Origin of the sequence: Sphingomonas sp. ATCC 31555, from assembly GCF_000282895.1 — a bacterium.
Lineage (GTDB): Bacteria > Pseudomonadota > Alphaproteobacteria > Sphingomonadales > Sphingomonadaceae > Sphingomonas.
On record NZ_ALBQ01000011.1, the window covers coordinates 12,557 to 28,424 of the forward strand.

The 15,868-nt window shown below is 65.8% G+C and carries 18 protein-coding genes; 6 read left to right on the forward strand and 12 right to left on the reverse strand.

All coding sequences use genetic code 11. The annotated features are described in order from the left end of the window. Window positions 1-39 precede the first annotated feature (39 nt). The 4 genes from panB to der all read left to right on the forward strand — a co-directional run bounded on the left by panB (window position 40) and on the right by der (window position 4,501). Window positions 40-897: a 3-methyl-2-oxobutanoate hydroxymethyltransferase gene (gene panB / locus B215_RS0104390; protein ID WP_019368413.1), complete on the forward strand. Its 858-nt coding sequence runs from the start codon at window positions 40-42 to the stop codon at window positions 895-897. 73 nt (window positions 898-970) lie between these two features. Beyond that, window positions 971-1,681: a tetratricopeptide repeat protein gene (locus B215_RS0104395; protein WP_019368414.1), complete on the forward strand. Its 711-nt coding sequence runs from the start codon at window positions 971-973 to the stop codon at window positions 1,679-1,681. Next, complete coding sequence (locus tag B215_RS0104400) at window positions 1,678-3,003, forward strand: outer membrane protein assembly factor BamB family protein (protein WP_019368415.1); 1,326 nt, start codon at window positions 1,678-1,680, stop codon at window positions 3,001-3,003. The genes B215_RS0104395 and B215_RS0104400 overlap by 4 nt, the downstream gene beginning before the upstream one ends. Window positions 3,004-3,130: 127 nt before the next feature. After that, entirely contained in the window at window positions 3,131-4,501 is a 1,371-nt protein-coding gene (der, locus tag B215_RS0104405) for a ribosome biogenesis GTPase Der (protein WP_019368416.1), read from the forward strand. Between the two features lie 52 nt (window positions 4,502-4,553). On the opposite strand, the gene bfr is transcribed toward der, so the two are convergent. From bfr to purL, 7 genes are all read right to left on the reverse strand, one after another. After that, window positions 4,554-5,036 carry a bacterioferritin gene (gene bfr, locus B215_RS0104410; RefSeq protein WP_019368417.1) on the reverse strand — a complete coding sequence of 161 codons (483 nt, stop codon included), beginning with the start codon at window positions 5,034-5,036 and terminating at the stop codon, window positions 4,554-4,556. An 85-nt stretch (window positions 5,037-5,121) separates the two neighbouring features. Further along, on the reverse strand, window positions 5,122-5,292 hold the full coding sequence (locus tag B215_RS20800) for a (2Fe-2S)-binding protein (RefSeq protein WP_082664387.1): 171 nt from the start codon (window positions 5,290-5,292) through the stop codon (window positions 5,122-5,124). A 38-nt stretch (window positions 5,293-5,330) separates the two neighbouring features. Continuing rightward, the gene (locus B215_RS0104420; protein WP_019368419.1) at window positions 5,331-6,572 is read right to left on the reverse strand and encodes a DUF418 domain-containing protein; all 1,242 of its coding nucleotides are present in this window, start codon (window positions 6,570-6,572) and stop codon (window positions 5,331-5,333) included. 9 nt (window positions 6,573-6,581) lie between these two features. Next, entirely contained in the window at window positions 6,582-7,205 is a 624-nt protein-coding gene (locus B215_RS0104425; RefSeq protein WP_019368420.1) for a nitroreductase family protein, read from the reverse strand. A 122-nt stretch (window positions 7,206-7,327) separates the two neighbouring features. Continuing rightward, window positions 7,328-7,732: a DUF3052 family protein gene (locus B215_RS0104430; protein WP_037513054.1), complete on the reverse strand. Its 405-nt coding sequence runs from the start codon at window positions 7,730-7,732 to the stop codon at window positions 7,328-7,330. Between the two features lie 64 nt (window positions 7,733-7,796). After that, entirely contained in the window at window positions 7,797-8,816 is a 1,020-nt protein-coding gene (locus B215_RS0104435; protein WP_019368422.1) for a sensor histidine kinase, read from the reverse strand. Window positions 8,817-8,993: 177 nt separating this feature from the next. Next, entirely contained in the window at window positions 8,994-11,210 is a 2,217-nt protein-coding gene (gene purL, locus B215_RS0104440; protein WP_019368423.1) for a phosphoribosylformylglycinamidine synthase subunit PurL, read from the reverse strand. A 98-nt stretch (window positions 11,211-11,308) separates the two neighbouring features. Between purL and B215_RS0104445 the strand changes: the two genes are divergently transcribed. Then, a complete protein-coding gene (locus tag B215_RS0104445) occupies window positions 11,309-11,683 on the forward strand; it encodes a hypothetical protein (RefSeq protein ID WP_019368424.1) in 375 nt (124 codons plus the stop codon). Window positions 11,684-11,689: 6 nt separating this feature from the next. Here B215_RS0104445 and B215_RS0104450 read toward each other — a convergent pair whose 3' ends face one another. The 3 genes from B215_RS0104450 to B215_RS0104460 are packed head-to-tail and all read right to left on the reverse strand — an operon-like array spanning window position 11,690 to window position 13,194. Beyond that, entirely contained in the window at window positions 11,690-12,391 is a 702-nt protein-coding gene (locus B215_RS0104450) for an LrgB family protein (protein ID WP_019368425.1), read from the reverse strand. Then, the gene (locus B215_RS0104455; RefSeq protein ID WP_019368426.1) at window positions 12,388-12,756 is read right to left on the reverse strand and encodes a CidA/LrgA family protein; all 369 of its coding nucleotides are present in this window, start codon (window positions 12,754-12,756) and stop codon (window positions 12,388-12,390) included. The genes B215_RS0104450 and B215_RS0104455 overlap by 4 nt, the downstream gene beginning before the upstream one ends. A 33-nt stretch (window positions 12,757-12,789) precedes the next feature. Beyond that, entirely contained in the window at window positions 12,790-13,194 is a 405-nt protein-coding gene (locus B215_RS0104460) for a winged helix-turn-helix transcriptional regulator (protein ID WP_019368427.1), read from the reverse strand. 91 nt (window positions 13,195-13,285) lie between these two features. Between B215_RS0104460 and B215_RS0104465 the strand changes: the two genes are divergently transcribed. Beyond that, window positions 13,286-14,134 (forward strand): NAD(P)H-binding protein, encoded by an 849-nt coding sequence (locus B215_RS0104465; RefSeq protein ID WP_019368428.1) that lies wholly within the window; start codon window positions 13,286-13,288, stop codon window positions 14,132-14,134. Window positions 14,135-14,165: 31 nt separating this feature from the next. Here the strand turns inward: B215_RS0104465 and arsC are convergent, their stop codons facing one another. Beyond that, window positions 14,166-14,501 (reverse strand): arsenate reductase (glutaredoxin), encoded by a 336-nt coding sequence (arsC, locus tag B215_RS0104470; RefSeq protein ID WP_019368429.1) that lies wholly within the window; start codon window positions 14,499-14,501, stop codon window positions 14,166-14,168. Beyond that, window positions 14,498-15,862, reverse strand: a complete 1,365-nt coding sequence (gene accC, locus B215_RS0104475; RefSeq protein ID WP_019368430.1) for an acetyl-CoA carboxylase biotin carboxylase subunit — start codon at window positions 15,860-15,862, stop codon at window positions 14,498-14,500. The genes arsC and accC overlap by 4 nt, the downstream gene beginning before the upstream one ends. Window positions 15,863-15,868 lie beyond the last annotated feature (6 nt).

A 15,868-nucleotide genomic window follows, 5' to 3' on the forward strand; every position in this document is an offset into this window, starting at 1 on the left:
GCCATTGCCGTTCGCGGTTCGCAGTCCTAGACCGCCTGCATGTCGCACCTCACCCTCGATACCGCCACCAGCCGCGCCAATCCCACGCCCGCTCCGATGAAGCGCGTCACGGTGCCGGCGATCCGCAAGCGCAAGGGCGGCGAGCCGCTGGTGATGCTGACCGCCTATACTGTCCGCATGGCGCAGCTGATGGATGCGCATTGCGACATGCTGCTGGTGGGCGACAGCTTGGGGCAGGTGATCTACGGCCTGCCTTCGACTGTGCCGGTGACGCTGGAGCTGATGGCGGCGCACGGGGCGGCGGTGGTGCGCGGCAGCTATCACGCGCTTGTGGTGATCGACATGCCGTTCGGCAGCTATGAAGCCTCCCCGCAGCAGGCGTTCGAAAGCGCCGCTCGACTGCTTAAGGAGACCGGCGCTGCGGCGGTGAAGCTGGAAGGCGGCGCGGCGATGGCGCCGACGGTCAGGTTCCTCAACGAGCGCGGCATCCCCGTGATTGGTCATATTGGCCTCACCCCTCAGGCGATCAACGTATTGGGCGGCTATGGTGCGCGAGGCCGCAGCGATGCCGAGCGCGCCAAGCTGGTGGGCGACGCGGTAGCGATGGACGAGGCAGGCGCCTTCGCCATTGTCGTCGAAGGCGTAATCGAACCGATCGCCGTGGAGATCACCCAGAAGGTGCAATGCCCCACCATCGGTATCGGCGCATCCGCGCAGTGCGACGGGCAGGTGCTGGTAGCCGAAGACATGCTGGGTCTGTTTGAGCGGACGCCACGTTTCGTGAAGCGCTACGACGACCTTTCCGGCCGCATTTCCGCCGCGGTTGAAACCTATGCCGAAGAAGTACGGTCCCGGGCCTTTCCGGGACCGGATCAGGTCTATGCGCCGCGGGACTGACGGAGTAGGGCGATTTGCGTTCACGGCACGCGGCGCTAAGGTCCGCGGCCGCACCAGACCCATGGAGTAGATTTTGGCGCTTCCTCCTTCCGGTACCACCGACGAGGCCTTTCTTCGTGAAGTCGACGAGGAATATCGTCGCGACCAGCTGATGCGGGTCGGGCGCCGCTATGGGCTGTGGATCGTCATCGGCGTGGTGTTGGTCCTGATCGCGCTCGCCGGCTGGCTCTATTACGATCATAGCCGTCGCACCGCTGCCGAAGCGCGCGGCGAAGAATATGATGCCGCCTTGCAGCTGGTGGTTGAAAATCAACCCGGCCAGGCAGGCCCCGCGCTCGAGAAGCTCGCGCAGGGCGACGATGGCTATGCCGCGATGGCGCGCTTCACCCAGGCCAATCTGCTGTTCGCGCAGGGGAACAAAGCGGCCGCGGCGGCGAAGTTCGCCAGCGTCGTCAATGATGCCAAGCTGGGCCAGCCCTATCGCGACCTGGCGCTCGTGCGCCAGACCCAGGCCGAATTCGACAGCCTGCAGCCGCAGGCGGTGATCCAGCGCCTCGGCACCTTCTCGAACCCCGATTCGCCGTGGTTCGGCACGGCCGGTGAAATGGTCGCCGCTGCTTATGTGAAATCGGGCAAGCGCGCCGAAGCGGCGAAACTCTATCGCCAGATCAGCGAAGCCGGAGATCGCGTGCCCGCTTCGATTCGCGAGCGCACCGCTGAAGTCGCGAAGACGCTTTCGGTCGCTCCGGCGGCCAGCCAGACCCAGGAAAAGCAAGCTAAATGAAGACCAAGGTTCGCGTAGTTGCGGCGGTAGCGGCGCTCGCGCTGGTAAGCGGTTGCGGCGTTTTCAAGGGCAGCGGCAGCCGCAAGACGCCGGTGCTTGGGGAACGTGTGCCGATCCTCGTCACGGAAAACGACATCAGCGCCGACACGACGCTGGCCAGTGTCGAGGTGCTGCTACCCGAGGCGGCGGTGAACGAAAACTGGGGGCAGCCCGGTGGCAACGCCGCGAAGTCGATGGGCCATCTAGCGCTCCGCGAGTCGCTGTCGCGGGCTTGGTCGGCGCAGGTTGCCAAGCCATCGAAGAAGGAGCGGCTAGCCGCTTCCCCGGTCGTGGAAAACAACAAGCTGTTCGTGATCGACACCGACGGCAATGTCCATGCGCTGGCGGCTGATACCGGTGCGCGGCTGTGGGAAGTGCCGACCGGCAAGGGCAAGGGCAATCGGGGCGCGCTGTTCGGCGGTGGCGTGAGCGTTGAGGGCGATCGCGTGTTCGCCGCCAATGGGCTTGGCGACGTGGTGGCGCTGAACATCGCCGATGGCAGCGAGATCTGGCGCACCCGCCCCGGCGGCCCGCTGCGCGGGGCGCCCACGCTGGCCAACGGCAACGTCTATGTGGTGACGCAGGACAACCAGCTCTTCGCGCTCAGCCAGGAGAAGGGCGAGCTTTCGTGGAGCGCCACCGCCAGCCTGGAATCGCAGGGCGTGTTCGGCGTGGCCGCTCCCGCTTCCGCGCAGGGCACGGTGATTGCCGGCTTCTCTTCGGGCGAGCTCAACGCGTATCGCTACGAGAATGGGCTGTCGCTGTGGGGCGACGTGCTGACGCGCAACACGATGACAACCTCGGTCTCCTCGCTGTCCGACATCGATGCCGAGCCGGTGATCGATCAGGGCCGCGTCTATGCGCTGGGCGAGGGCGGCCGCATGGTCGCGGTCGACATCACCAGTGGATCGACCTTGTGGGAGCAAAGCATCGGCGGGCTTTCCTCGCCTTGGGCGGCGGGCGAATGGCTGTTCGTGGTCACCGATGACGCGCGGCTGCTTTGCCTTGCCCGTAGCAGCGGCAAGCCGCGCTGGATCGTCCAGCTGCAGCGCTACAAGAACGAGAAGAAGGCGAAGAACCCGATCAGTTGGAAGGGCCCGCTGGCGGCTGGTGGGCGGCTGCTGCTCGTCAACAGCCTTGGCGACGTCGTTTCGGTTTCGCCTAAGGACGGCAGCATCCTGTCGAAGATGGAAACCAAGGATTCGGTGACGCTCCCGCCGGTGATCGCCAACAACACCCTGTATCTGCTCGACGACAAAGGCCGCTTGACCGCCTATCGCTGAGCCGACGCCTCCGGCGGAATGCCGGGGGACCAGAACCCATGCGGGGGCCGGGGCTTCATGCTCCGGCCCCCGTCGTATTCGGCGCCGGGCTTTTCGCCGCGTGCCCGTATGAGTAAAGAGATCAGCTATGCCTTTGCCGACCGTCGCCATCATCGGACGCCCCAATGTGGGCAAGTCCACCCTGTTCAACCGCCTGGTCGGCAAGCGGCTCGCGCTGGTGGACGACCAGCCGGGCGTGACGCGGGATCGTCGCGAGGGCGAGGCTTCGTTGCTCGGCCTGGATTTCCGCGTGATCGACACGGCTGGATATGAAGACGAAGATGCGGCGACGCTGCCAGGCCGGATGCGCGCTCAGACCGAGGCTGCGGTGCGCGAGGCGGACGTCTCGTTGTTTCTGGTCGACGCTCGGGCAGGCGTGACGCCGCTCGACGAGGAAATCTCGCGCTGGCTGCGTTCGACCGATCGCCCTGTCGTGCTCGTGGCGAACAAGGCCGAAGGGCGCGCCGGCGAGGCGGGTATCTTGGAGGCGATGGCGCTGGGCCTGGGCGAGCCAATCCCTTTTTCCGCCGAACATGGTGAAGGCGTTGCCGATCTGTTCGAGGCGCTGCTTCCCCATCTCGAGCGCGACGAGGAAGAGGTTGAGGACGAAAACCCCGACAATCCCAACGCGCCGCTGAAGCTGGCGATCGTCGGTCGTCCCAATGCCGGCAAGTCGACCCTGGTCAACCGCCTGCTAGGTGAAGACCGGATGATCACCGGCCCCGAGGCGGGGATCACCCGCGATTCAATAGCGATCGATTGGGAATGGACCGACGCGGACGGCCAGAGACGCCCTGTGCGGCTGATCGACACGGCTGGGCTGCGCAAGCGCGCCCGAGTCGAAGAGAAGCTGGAGAAACTTTCCGTGGCCGATACGCTGCGCTCGATCGACTTCGCCGAAGTGGTCGTGCTGCTGCTCGATGCCACGCGCGGGCTGGAAGTGCAGGACCTGAAGATCGCCGATCGCGTGCTGCAGGAAGGTCGCGCGCTGATCATCGCGCTCAACAAATGGGATGTGGCAGAGAACGCGTCCAGCCTATTCAACGGGGTGAAGGGGGCACTGGACGAGGGATTGGCGCAGGTGAAGGGTGTGCCGCTGCTCACCGTATCGGCTGCGACCGGCAAGGGGCTGGACGTGCTGATTCGGGTGGCGTTCGAAACGCGCGACGCCTGGTCGCGTCGCGTTTCCACCGGCCAGCTGAACCGCTGGTTCGAACGCGCGATTGAAGCCAATCCGCCGCCCGCACCGGGCGGCAAGCGGATCAAGCCGCGCTACGTGACGCAGAACAAGACGCGACCGCCCAGCTTCGTGCTGTTCGGAACGCGGGTCGATCTGCTGCCGACGAGCTATCAACGCTATTTGATCAATGGGTTACGCCGCGAGTTCGACTTCGGCGCGGTGCCGGTGCGGCTCACGCTGCGCGCGCCCAAGAACCCGTTCGACCGCGACAAGAGCTGAACCCGGCTATGGCAGGCCCGGCGCGGTTCGCTGCGCCGGGCCTGCCCTGCGATCAATCGGCTTCCGCAGGTTTGCTGTTGAGCTGAATATAATTTTCCAGACCCATGCGCGCGATCATGTCGAACTGGCGTTCCAGCGTGTCGACATGTTCTTCTTCGCTGGTGAGGATATAGGCGAACAGGTCGCGGCTCACGAAATCGCGCACCGCTTCGCAATGCTGAACAGCATCGCGCAGTACGGCGATGGCTTCCATCTCGAGCGCGAGATCGCCACGCAGGATTTCCTCGACATTTTCGCCGATGCGGAGACGGCCGAGCAGCTGGAAGTTGGGCAGGCCGTTGAGGAACAAGATGCGCTCCGCCAATTTATCGGCGTGCTTCATCTCGTCGATTGATTCGTGACGCTCAAATTCGGCGAGCTTGTGAATGCCCCAATTATCGAGCATTCGATAATGCAACCAGTATTGGTTGATCGCGGTCAGTTCATTCTTGAGGACTTCGTTCAGATACTCAATTACTTTTGCGTCGCCTTGCATCGCGAGAAACTCCTTCCCGGAAGCTTCTAGCGCGAATGGAAAGAGAAAAAAACCTAGGAAATCTGCGGTTTTTTACTTGCGACTGTCACGCAGCCGCACGTTCTTCCGCGATAATGGCTCGCGCGAACGGCACGCACTGGCCGCATTTGGCTTGGCAGCCCAGCGCGCGATAGGCTTGGCATGCACTTTGGGCGCCTTGGCGCGCCGCTTCCCGTACTTCACGTTCACGAAGGGCATTGCACACGCAAACAACCATCGGAAATCCCTCGAATCTCTCGCGCAGCCCGTATAAGGCTACTGCGAGCGACTTGCAAGGCTATTGCGAATGGGTTGCAGCTCTGCTCGTGAGAGGCTGCGCCACAGCCACTCGAACGGGCCGTAGCGAAAATGCCGCAGCCACAAGGGCGACCACAGAAGCAGAAGTGTCCACACGGCAAGCACGACCGGGTAAAGCTGCCAGCGGCTGAGCTTTCCATAGATTCCCGCGCCATAGCCGTAGAACAGCAGCGTGCAGAGAATGCTGGTGGCAAGATAATTGGTGAACGCCATGCGCCCCACCGCCGCCAATCGGGTCGCCAGCGGGCTGCCGGTGCGCATCACAAGCAGGATAAGGCAGATCCAGCCGACGATCATGACCGGGCGCACCAGGCCTGGGAGGGTGACGGCGCCGAGCATCACGGCGAACAGGCTGAACTTCGCGCCGAGCACGAACGCGGCAAGCGCCGCATAGATGGGCAGGGTGATCGCCCAGCACCACAGGAACCAGTGCCGATAGCGCTCGGGGGGCCATGCGCCGGTCAGCAGGCCGCTGCGCAGCGCCGCCATCCCGAACAGCATATAGCCTAACGTCTCCCACCCATAGACCATCAACATCGAGAGCGGGCTGGTGCCATGTTCGGCCACGCGCTGGGACAGGAGTGCGGTGTAGGTGCTGCGGTGGAGGGTAAGTTTATCGGTAATGTGATCGGCCGCGGGCGTGCCGAAGGTCTCGACCAGCGCCTTCAGCGCGCCGGAACCGCCCGGCTGCGTCGAATGCGTGAGATGCCAGGCAGATACGGTAAGATCGCCGAACAGAAAGGTGCTGACCAGCACCAGTACGGTGCCCAGGCCCAACAGTCGCGGCACCGGCAACTTGCGCAGCGGAAAGGCAGCCATGCCCACCAGCGCATAATGGGCGAGGATATCGCCATGCCATACCAGCCAGAGATGGGCGAAGCCGAAGACAAGCAGCCAGCCCATGCGGGCATAATGAACGCGGGCGGGATCGTCCCCCTTGGCCTCCGCCGCATCCGCCACGATCAGCAGCGATGCGCCGAACAGGAAGGAGAACAGGCCGCGCATCCTGCCGTCGAAGAAGAGGAAGTTGATCAGCCAGGCGGCAAGATCGGCCCCGTGCCAGCCGCCATAGGCGCGCGGATTGAAATAGGCGGCGTCGGGCATCGCGAAGCTGACGATGTTCAGCAACAGGATGCCGAGAACGGCTACGCCGCGCACCATGTCGATCGTGGGCAGGCGCTGGAGGACGGGTGTGTTCACGCCTAGGCGTTACAACCAACTGCTGATCTGATCGAGAGGCTTGCGGACGGCCGCCGCCTCCGGGATCGCGGCATCCTCGGCCGGGTGGCCCACCACGATCATCGCGATCGGCCGTTCATGCGCGGGCCGGCGGCAGAGCCGGTTCAAAAATCGCGCCGGCGTCGCGGTGTGGACCAGGCTGGCCAGCCCCGCTTCGTGAAGCGCGGTGAGCAGCAGCCCGCACGCGATGCCGACGCTTTCGGTCACATGCGGGTTGGGAACGCTGTCAGTCCCGTTCCGCGTCACACCGAACACGACGATCACGAAGGGGGCAATTTCCAGATACGGCTTTTCGGCAGTCGTTCCCAAGCCGCGAAGCAGCCCCTGCCATTCACTGCCCCCGATGCCACCATAGAAGTTCCGCTCCTCCTCTTCGACCGCTACACGCAGCGCGGTCTTTGCGCCCGGCGACGAGAGCACGGCGAAGTGCCAAGGCTGACGGTTGGCGCCGCTGGGTGCGGAACCGGCAGCACGCAGCGCGGCTTCGATGGTGGCGCGCGCCACCGGCCGGCCGGAGAAACTGCGGCAGCTGTGGCGGGATGCGATTTGCTTGAAGAACGCTGTCGCACGAGAGGTGCGCTCGTCATCGGTCATTTCACGGGTTTTCGGCCAATGCGGCATGGTGGGGCATAGATCCAAGGGGAAGGCGCGAATCTCGCCCATCCGGCCCCAGATGTCGATCCGGTTCTTCTGCGTACGTGGCTGCTTTCGCTAGGCTATGCCGGCGTCGCCTGGTTGTGCGGGACGAGCTTCACGCCGGTCCAGTCGCTGCCGATCGCGCAGCGATCCTGCTCGACCAGGCCGTGCATCGCCGCTGTCGAGGTCAGCTGCTCCGCGCCGCATTGCGTGCCGCCGCCGGTCGGATGCGAAACCCAGATGAACCCATTGGAGGCGATCAACGGCCGGAGGGCGCCCAGTTCCCGGTCAAGGTGGTGCGCCGTCGGTGCGAACAGATAGGCGGCCTGCAGCCCGTCGCTGGCGCAGCAAAGCTCCTCCACGTCGCTGCGATCGGGAGCGATCGCCTCTCTGATGCTTGGCGGCATATCGTGAAACCACACGCGCATGCCGGGCTTCAGGCCAAGGCGGGCGGCGAGGGGGCTTCCCGGGTAGCGTTCGGACATGGCGGCGCTCCTTACAGCTAGCCTATCCTATCCGCTTCCGCAGCGCCAGCAGCGTTGACCGGAATCAACGCTCGTCGTTTGCGGGGATATTCTGCAAGCGCAGGATCGTGCCGGGATGTGCCGGGCGGATCGAAAGCGTTGCGCCCATGCCCTGCGCCAAGCTGCGGGCAATTCGCAGGCCCAGGCTGTCGGTGCGCGCGACGTCGAAGTCATCGGCTACGCCGAGCCCGTCATCGACGACCGACAGCGACAGCGCCGCGCCCTCAGAACAGATCGAAACCGTGATCGTCCCCTGATCGCGCCCGGCAAAGCCATGCTCGATCGCGTTGGCGACGGCTTCCGCGACGATCAACGCGATCGGAATCGCACGATCGGGCGGCAGCATCAGGCTGGTGGACGATTCGACCCTATGGACCACGCCGGGTTTGCCGCTGCTCTCCGCAAGATCATCCACCAGTCGGCTGATGAAGGCGCCGATCGCCAGCGGCTCGCCACGCGAGCCATATAGCCCGCGCTGGATGCGCCCGATAAGCTGCAGCTGGCTCGCCGCATCACCGATGGCGCGGCGAGCTTCCTCGTCCTGCGTGCTGCGCTGCTGCAGGCTGAGCAGCGCGCCGACCATCTGAAGATTGTTCGAGACGCGGTGCTGCAGTTCCTCGAACAAAATCTCGCTGCGTTCGGCCAGTTCGGCGCTGCGCTCGCGCTCGAGCGACAGGTGGCGATTCGCCCGCTGCATCCAGTGCACGAGCAGAATGTCGACCGTCACCACCCCCACATAAAAGGCCAGCGCGACCGGCGTGCCGCGCTGGAGCCCGAAGCTGCGGAACGGCGGGATGAAGAAATACCAGGCGAGCAGCCCGCAGAGCACCGCCGCCACAATCCCCGGCCCGCGGCCGAACAGGAATGAGGACAGGATAACCGCAGGAAAGAAGGTGAGGTAGGGAAAGCCCGGCGGGAAATGCGGGTCGAGCACCAGGCGGAGCCACCAGGAAGCGATACAAAGCGCGATCGCGATGCCATAGGCAAGACGCCGCCGATCCGCGAGCAACGGCAACCGTTCCAGCGATCGACCGAAAGACGTCATTCCTCGCGCATCTCCCCGGTCTGTGCCGCGCAACGGCGCAGCGCTCTCCTAAATGGAGGCTGCCTGGCATGTTCCTTCCGCCAGAAATAAATCGGACGCAAGCCGTTCATCATCGCCAAACGTAACCGCGCAGCCAGTGCGCGATTCGAGCAACGTGGGACGATGGTGCGGCGCCGGTCAGACGGCGGCTTCGGTTCTCATCAGTGCGGGGAAGAAGCCCTCATGCGCGACGCGCAGATCCTCAAGGCTGACGCAGAAATCGCCTTCCTCCAGCTCGAAGATGATGCGGTTCGCGATGGTGCGGCCGATCGGATCGGCGGCGAGGCCGGCCTTGTCGGCGGCGACCAGGAAGTCGGCCAGCGCCTCGTCCTTCACCGTCACGACGTACAGGCCCTGGTCCTCGCCGAACCAGCTGCCGGCGACGCCGAACGGCTGGGGCTGATCGAGGATCGCGCCTATGTTCGAGGCCAGCGCCATTTCGGCAACGGCAACGGCAAGGCCGCCGTCGGACACGTCATGGCAGGCGGTGATCGCGCCGCCGCAGATCGCCGAGCGGATGAAGGCGCCGGTGCGGCGCTCCATCATCAGGTCGACGGGCGGGGGCGGGCCTTCCTCGCGGCCGCAGATCTCGCGCAGCCAGATCGACTGGCCGAGATGGCCGCCGCGCTCGCCGACCGCGATGATCACGTCGCCGGTGCCCTTGAAGGCGATGGTGCAGTTCCTTTGCCAATCCTTGAGCAGGCCGATCGCGCCGATCGCGGGCGTCGGCAGGATCGCCGAGCCGCCGCCGGTCGCCTTGCTCTCGTTGTAGAGGCTGACATTGCCCGAGACGATCGGGAAGTCGAGCGCGCGGCAGGCGTCGCTCATGCCTTCGAGGCAGCCGACGATCTGGCCCATGATCTCCGGGCGCTGCGGGTTGGCGAAGTTGAGGCAGTTGGTCACCGCCAGCGGGGTCGCGCCCACCGCGGAGAGGTTGCGCCACGCTTCGGCAATCGCCTGCTTACCGCCCTCTACGGGATCCGCGAAGCAATAACGCGGCGTGCAATCGGTGGTGATCGCCAGACCCTTGTCGGTGCCGTGGACGCGGACGACCGCCGCGTCGCCGCCCGGGCGCTGCACGGTGTCGCCGCCGACCATGTGGTCATACTGTTCCCAGATCCAGCGGCGGCTGGCGATGTCCGGCGAGCCCATCAGCTTGAGCAGGTCGGCGGCGGGATCGGTGCATTCCGGCACGTTCTGCAGCTCGGGCTGCTTGGGCGTCGGCACGTGCGGGCGATCGTAGAGCGGTGCGTCGTCGGCCAGCGGGGCGAGCGGGATGTCGCACACCACGTCGCCCTTCCACTTGAGCACCATGCGGCCGGTGTCGGTGACATGGCCGATGACGGCGAAATCGAGCTCCCACTTGCGGAAGATCGCCTCGGCGAAATCCTCGCGGCCGGGCTTGAGCACCATCAGCATGCGCTCCTGGGACTCGGAGAGCATCATCTCATAGGGCGTCATGCCGGTTTCGCGCTGGGGCACGTCGTCCATGATCAGCTCGATGCCGACGCCGCCCTTCGACGCCATTTCGACCGAGGAGGAGGTGAGGCCGGCGGCGCCCATGTCCTGGATCGCGACGATCGCGTCCGAGGCCATCAGCTCGAGGCAGGCTTCGATCAGCAGCTTCTCGGTGAACGGATCGCCGACCTGGACGGTGGGGCGCTTCTCTTCCGAATCCTCGCCGAAATCGGCCGAGGCCATGGTGGCGCCGTGGATGCCGTCGCGGCCGGTCTTGGAGCCGACATAGACGATCGGATTGCCGACGCCCGAGGCGGCCGAATAGAAGATCTTGTCCGTATCGGCGATGCCCACGGTCATCGCGTTGACCAGGATGTTGCCGTCATAGGCCGGGTGGAAGTTCACCTCGCCGCCGACCGTCGGCACGCCGACGCAATTGCCATAGCCGCCGATGCCATGGACGACCCCGGCGATCAGGTGCTTCATCTTGGGATGATCGGGCCGGCCGAAGCGCAGCGCGTTCATGTTGGCGATCGGGCGCGCGCCCATGGTGAACACGTCGCGCAGGATGCCGCCCACGCCGGTCGCCGCACCCTGATAGGGCTCGATGTAGCTCGGGTGGTTGTGGCTCTCCATCTTGAAGATGGCTGCCTGGCCGTCGCCGATGTCGACGACGCCGGCATTCTCGCCGGGGCCGCAGATCACCTGCGGGCCGGTGGTCGGCAGCTTCTTCAGGTGGATGCGGCTGGACTTGTAGCTGCAATGCTCGGACCACATCACCGAGAAGATGCCGAGCTCGGTCAGGTTCGGCTCGCGACCGAGCGCCTTCAGGACGCGGTCATATTCTTCGGGCGACAGGCCGTGCTCGGCCACGATCTCGGGCGTGATCTGGGTCATGGCCGGACCCCTTAGCGGGGTGTTCGCCGCGCGTCACCCCGGCAGTTGCAGCAGAAGAAGCGAAGATGCCATTAACATAGATTGTGCTATCAGGCGGTATGCCCATCCTGCCCCTTTCCGGCTGTGGACTGCGCGCCGACGATCCGCTGGCACCATTGCCGGCGGCGTGGGAGTGCGACCTGCTGACGAATGCATTGCGCTGGTCTCCCGGAGTCTATGACCTGTTCGGATTTCCCCGCGGCCTGGTGGTGACGCGGGGCGAGGCGGTGGCGATGTACACGCCGGAATCGGCGGCGCTGCTGGAGGCGGTGCGAAGCCGAGCGATTGCCGAGGCAAGCAGCTTCACCATCGATGTGACGATCCAACGCCGCGACGGCGCGTTTCGCCGGATGCGGCTGACGGCGGACGTGGAGTGCCGCGATCGCCAGCCGGTGCGGCTCTATGGCACCAAACAGGATGTGACGGACGAATAGGGGCGACTACAGCACTGCCCAGAGCGTCAGCAGCAGCGCGGTCATCACGGCGTTGAGTGCCATGCCGATGCCTGCGAAGGTGCCGCCGAGTTCGGAAACTTGAAAGGCGCGGGCGGTGCCGATGCCATGGGCGGATACGCCGGCCGCAAACCCGCGGACCCGATAGTCCGCGATCCGCAACGCGTTCAGGAGCGGCGTGGCAACCATCGCGCCGAACACGCCGGCGATCAGCACCACCACTGCCGCCAGCGCCGGGATGCCGCCGAGTTGAGTCGCCAGCGCCATCGCGACCGGCGTCGTAACCGAACGCGGCGCGACCGTTGCGAGGATCTGCGCGGTGCCGCCGAACGCCCAGACGATGCCGGTGACGCTAGCGATTGCGGTCAGCGAGCCGGCGAACAGGGCGAGCAACAGGGGGACGGCGACACGGCGGACCAGCGCGCGGTTGCGCCACAGCGGCACCGCCAGCCCCACCGTCGCCGGGCCCAGCAGGAAGCTGAGCATTGCCGTGTGCTTGGCATAGACGGGATAAGGGGTGCGCGTGGCGAGCAGGATCGCGATCAGCACCGGGGTCGCGGTCAGTACCGGATGGCAGAGCGGGTGGCGATTGCTGCGCTTCGACAGGCGGTCGGCGCCTTCGAACACGAGCAGCGTCGTGGTGAGCCACAGGAGCGGTGTGGTCTGAAGAGACTGCCAGAGCACGCTCATGCGCCCGGCTCCATCCTCGCCAGCGCCCAGCGGAAAACGAGCGCGGTCACCACCATGGTCAGCAGCGTCGAGGCGAGGGTCGCAAGGATGATCGCGACGCCGTTCTTCGCCAGCACGGGCCCCTCCTCGATCAGGCCGACGGCGGCGGGTACGAACATCACCGAAAGATGCGCGGTGAGCCAGGCAGAGACCTGCACCAGGGCGGGCCGTTCGCCCGGGCGGAGCAGCAGCCAGCCAAGCAGCAGGAACATGCCGATCACAGCGCCGGGCAGCGGCAGGCCGGAGAGCAGGTGGATCCCCTCGCCGAGCAGCTGGCAGAGGAGCAGGGTGGCGATGGCGGCGATCATGGCGGCGTGCCATGCCATGGCGGCGCGACGTGGTACACTGCGGGATGGGCGCTATTCTGCCGCCTCGTCCAGCGATGCCGGCATCAGATCGGCAAGGTTGGCCTGGATCCACTCGACCAGATCCTCGACCTTGGCGGCAGCGTCGCGCCCGAGCGGGGTCAGGCTGTATTCGACATGCGGGGGCACCACCGGCAGGCTGCGACGCGTGACGAGATGATGTACCTCCAACTGCTGGAGCGTCTGGGCGAGCATGCGTTCGCTCACCCCGTTCACGCGTCGGCGCAACTCGCTGAAGCGGCGGGTACCATCCTGCAGCGCCACCAGCACGAGCAGGCCCCAGCTGCTGGTGATCCGCTTGAGCACGGCGCGCGACGGGCAATCGGGCACGAACACATCGCCGCGATCCATCATCGCGGCCAGCGTGCGGGAGGGGGTGCGAAGCGCCTCGCTCGACATTTTTAATACTTACCTTTGTGTGCGTACTTACGATTCGTAAGTGGGGCGCTAGATCGCAGGCGTCAATCCACAACCGAAAGGAAGACCTGCCATGTTCGCCGTTACCGGAGCCTCGGGCCAGCTGGGCCGCCTCGTGATCGAGTCGCTGCTGGGCAAGGTTGCCCCCGGCCAGATCGTCGCGCTGGTGCGCAATCCCGAAAGCGTCGCCGATTTCGCCGCCAAGGGCGTGACGGTGCGCCCGTTCGACTATGATGCACCGGAAACGCTGCCCTCGAGCCTTGCGGGTGTCACCCGCCTGCTGCTTATCTCGGGCAATGCGATCGGCAGCCGCGTGCCGCAGCACCGCGCGGTGATCGACGCGGCGAAGGCGGCGGGGGTGGCGCTGATCGCCTATACCAGCCTGCTCCGCGCGCAGACCTCGCCGATGCAGATGGCGGTCGAGCACAAGGCGACCGAGGAGCTGCTTGCCGCCAGCGGCGTGCCGCATGCACTGCTGCGCAACGGCTGGTACACCGAGAATTACCTGATGAGCGCCGGCCCCGCGATCGAGCATGGCGTGCTGATCGGCAGCGCGGGCGAGGGGCTGGTCTCGGGTGCGGCGCGGGCGGATTATGCCGAAGCGGCCGCAGTGGTGCTGGCGCGTGGCGAGGCGGGGACGTTCGAGCTGGCCGGCGATAGCGGTTTCACCCACGCCGAACTGGCGGCGGCGCTGGCCGAGGCCTCGGGCAAGCCGGTGGCGTATCAGGACCTGCCGCAGGCGGACTATGCCAAGGCGCTGGAAGGCGCGGGGTTGCCGGGCCCGTTCGCGGCGATCCTCGCGGACAGCGATGCGCGGGTCGCGGACGGCGCCCTGTTCGATGATTCGAAGACGCTGTCCGGGCTGATCGGCCGCCCGACCACGCCGTGGCGCGAGACGATTGTGGCGGGGGTGCGGGGCTGAAAAATTCCTCCCCGTACCGGGGAGGAGCTTTTTACAGGATTTCCCGCACCTTTTCCGGCGGGCGACCCAGCCGCACGCCGCGCTCGGTTACCACCAGCGGGCGTTCGATCAGGATCGGGTTCGCCGCCATCGCGTCGAGGATGGTGTCGTCGTCCGCCCCTTTCAGCGGCTTGGCGGCGCCCTCCGCGATGCGCAGGCCTTCACGGGCGGTCATCCCCGCACGCTTGTACAGCTCCGCCAGCGTCTCGCGGGCCGGCGGGGTCTTCAGATATTCGATCACCTCCACCTCGGCGCCGGCGTCCTTGAGGATCGCCAGCGCCTCGCGCGACTTGGAGCAGCGCGGGTTGTGGTAAATCGTGGCCTTCACGCCGCGGCTGTCTCGTCTTGGCGAGCCAGCCACTCCTCGAGCCACTTGATCGTGTACTCGCCCTTCTGGAACTCGGGATCGTCGAGCAGTGCCTGGTGGAGCGGGATCGTCGTCTTGATGCCGTCGACCACGAACTCCTCGAGCGCGCGCTTCAGTCGCAGGATGCAGCCCTCGCGGGTGCGGCCATAGACGATCAGCTTGGCGATCATCGAATCATAGTAAGGCGGGATCCGGTAGCCCGAATAGATGCCGCTATCGACGCGGACGTGCATGCCGCCCGGCGCGTGGAAGTGGGTGATCGTGCCCGGCGAGGGTGCGAAAGTCCGCGGATCCTCGGCGTTGATGCGGCATTCGATCGCGTGGCCGCGGAACTCCAGATCCTCCTGGCGCACCGACAGGCCATGCCCTTCGGCGACGCGGATCTGTTCGCGGACCAGGTCCATGCCGGTGATCATCTCGGTCACCGGATGCTCGACCTGGAGGCGGGTGTTCATCTCGATGAAGTAGAACTCGCCATTTTCCCACAGGAACTCGATCGTGCCGGCGCCGCGATAGCCCATGTCGGACATCGCCTTAGCGACGATCCCGCCCATGCGCGCGCGCTCTTCCGGCGTGATGACCGGCGACAGCGCCTCTTCGAGCACCTTCTGGTGGCGGCGCTGGAGCGAGCAGTCGCGCTCGCCGAGATGGATCGCGTTGCCGTTGCCGTCGCCGAACACCTGGAATTCGATGTGGCGCGGATTGCCGAGATACTTCTCAAGATAGACGGTGGCATCGCCGAACGCAGCCTTCGCCTCGCTGCCGGCCTGTTGCATCAGCGTTTCGAGCTGGTCCTCGCTGGTGCAGACCTTCATGCCGCGACCACCGCCGCCCGAGGCAGCCTTGATGATCACCGGATAGCCGGCCTTGGCGGCGATCGCCTTGGCTTCTTCCAGATCCGCGATCGGGCCGTCCGAGCCCGGCACCAGCGGCAGGCCGAGCGCGCCGGCGGTGCGCTTCGCCTCGATCTTGTCGCCCATGGTGCGGATATGCTCGGGCTTGGGGCCGACGAAGATCAGCCCGTGCGCCTCGACGATCTCGGCGAACTGGGCGTTCTCCGAAAGGAAGCCATAGCCCGGGTGGATCGCATCCGCGCCCGAGATCTCGGCGGCCGAGATGATGTTCGGGATGTTGAGATAGCTCTCCGCCGCCGACGGCGGGCCGATGCAGATCGCCTCGTCCGCCAGGCGCACATGCATCGCATCGGCATCGGCGGTGGAGTGCACCGCCACCGTCTTGATGCCCATTTCATGGCAGGCGCGGTGGATGCGCAGCGCGATCTCGCCGCGATTGGCGATCAGCAGCTTCTTGATCTCGGGCATGGCCGT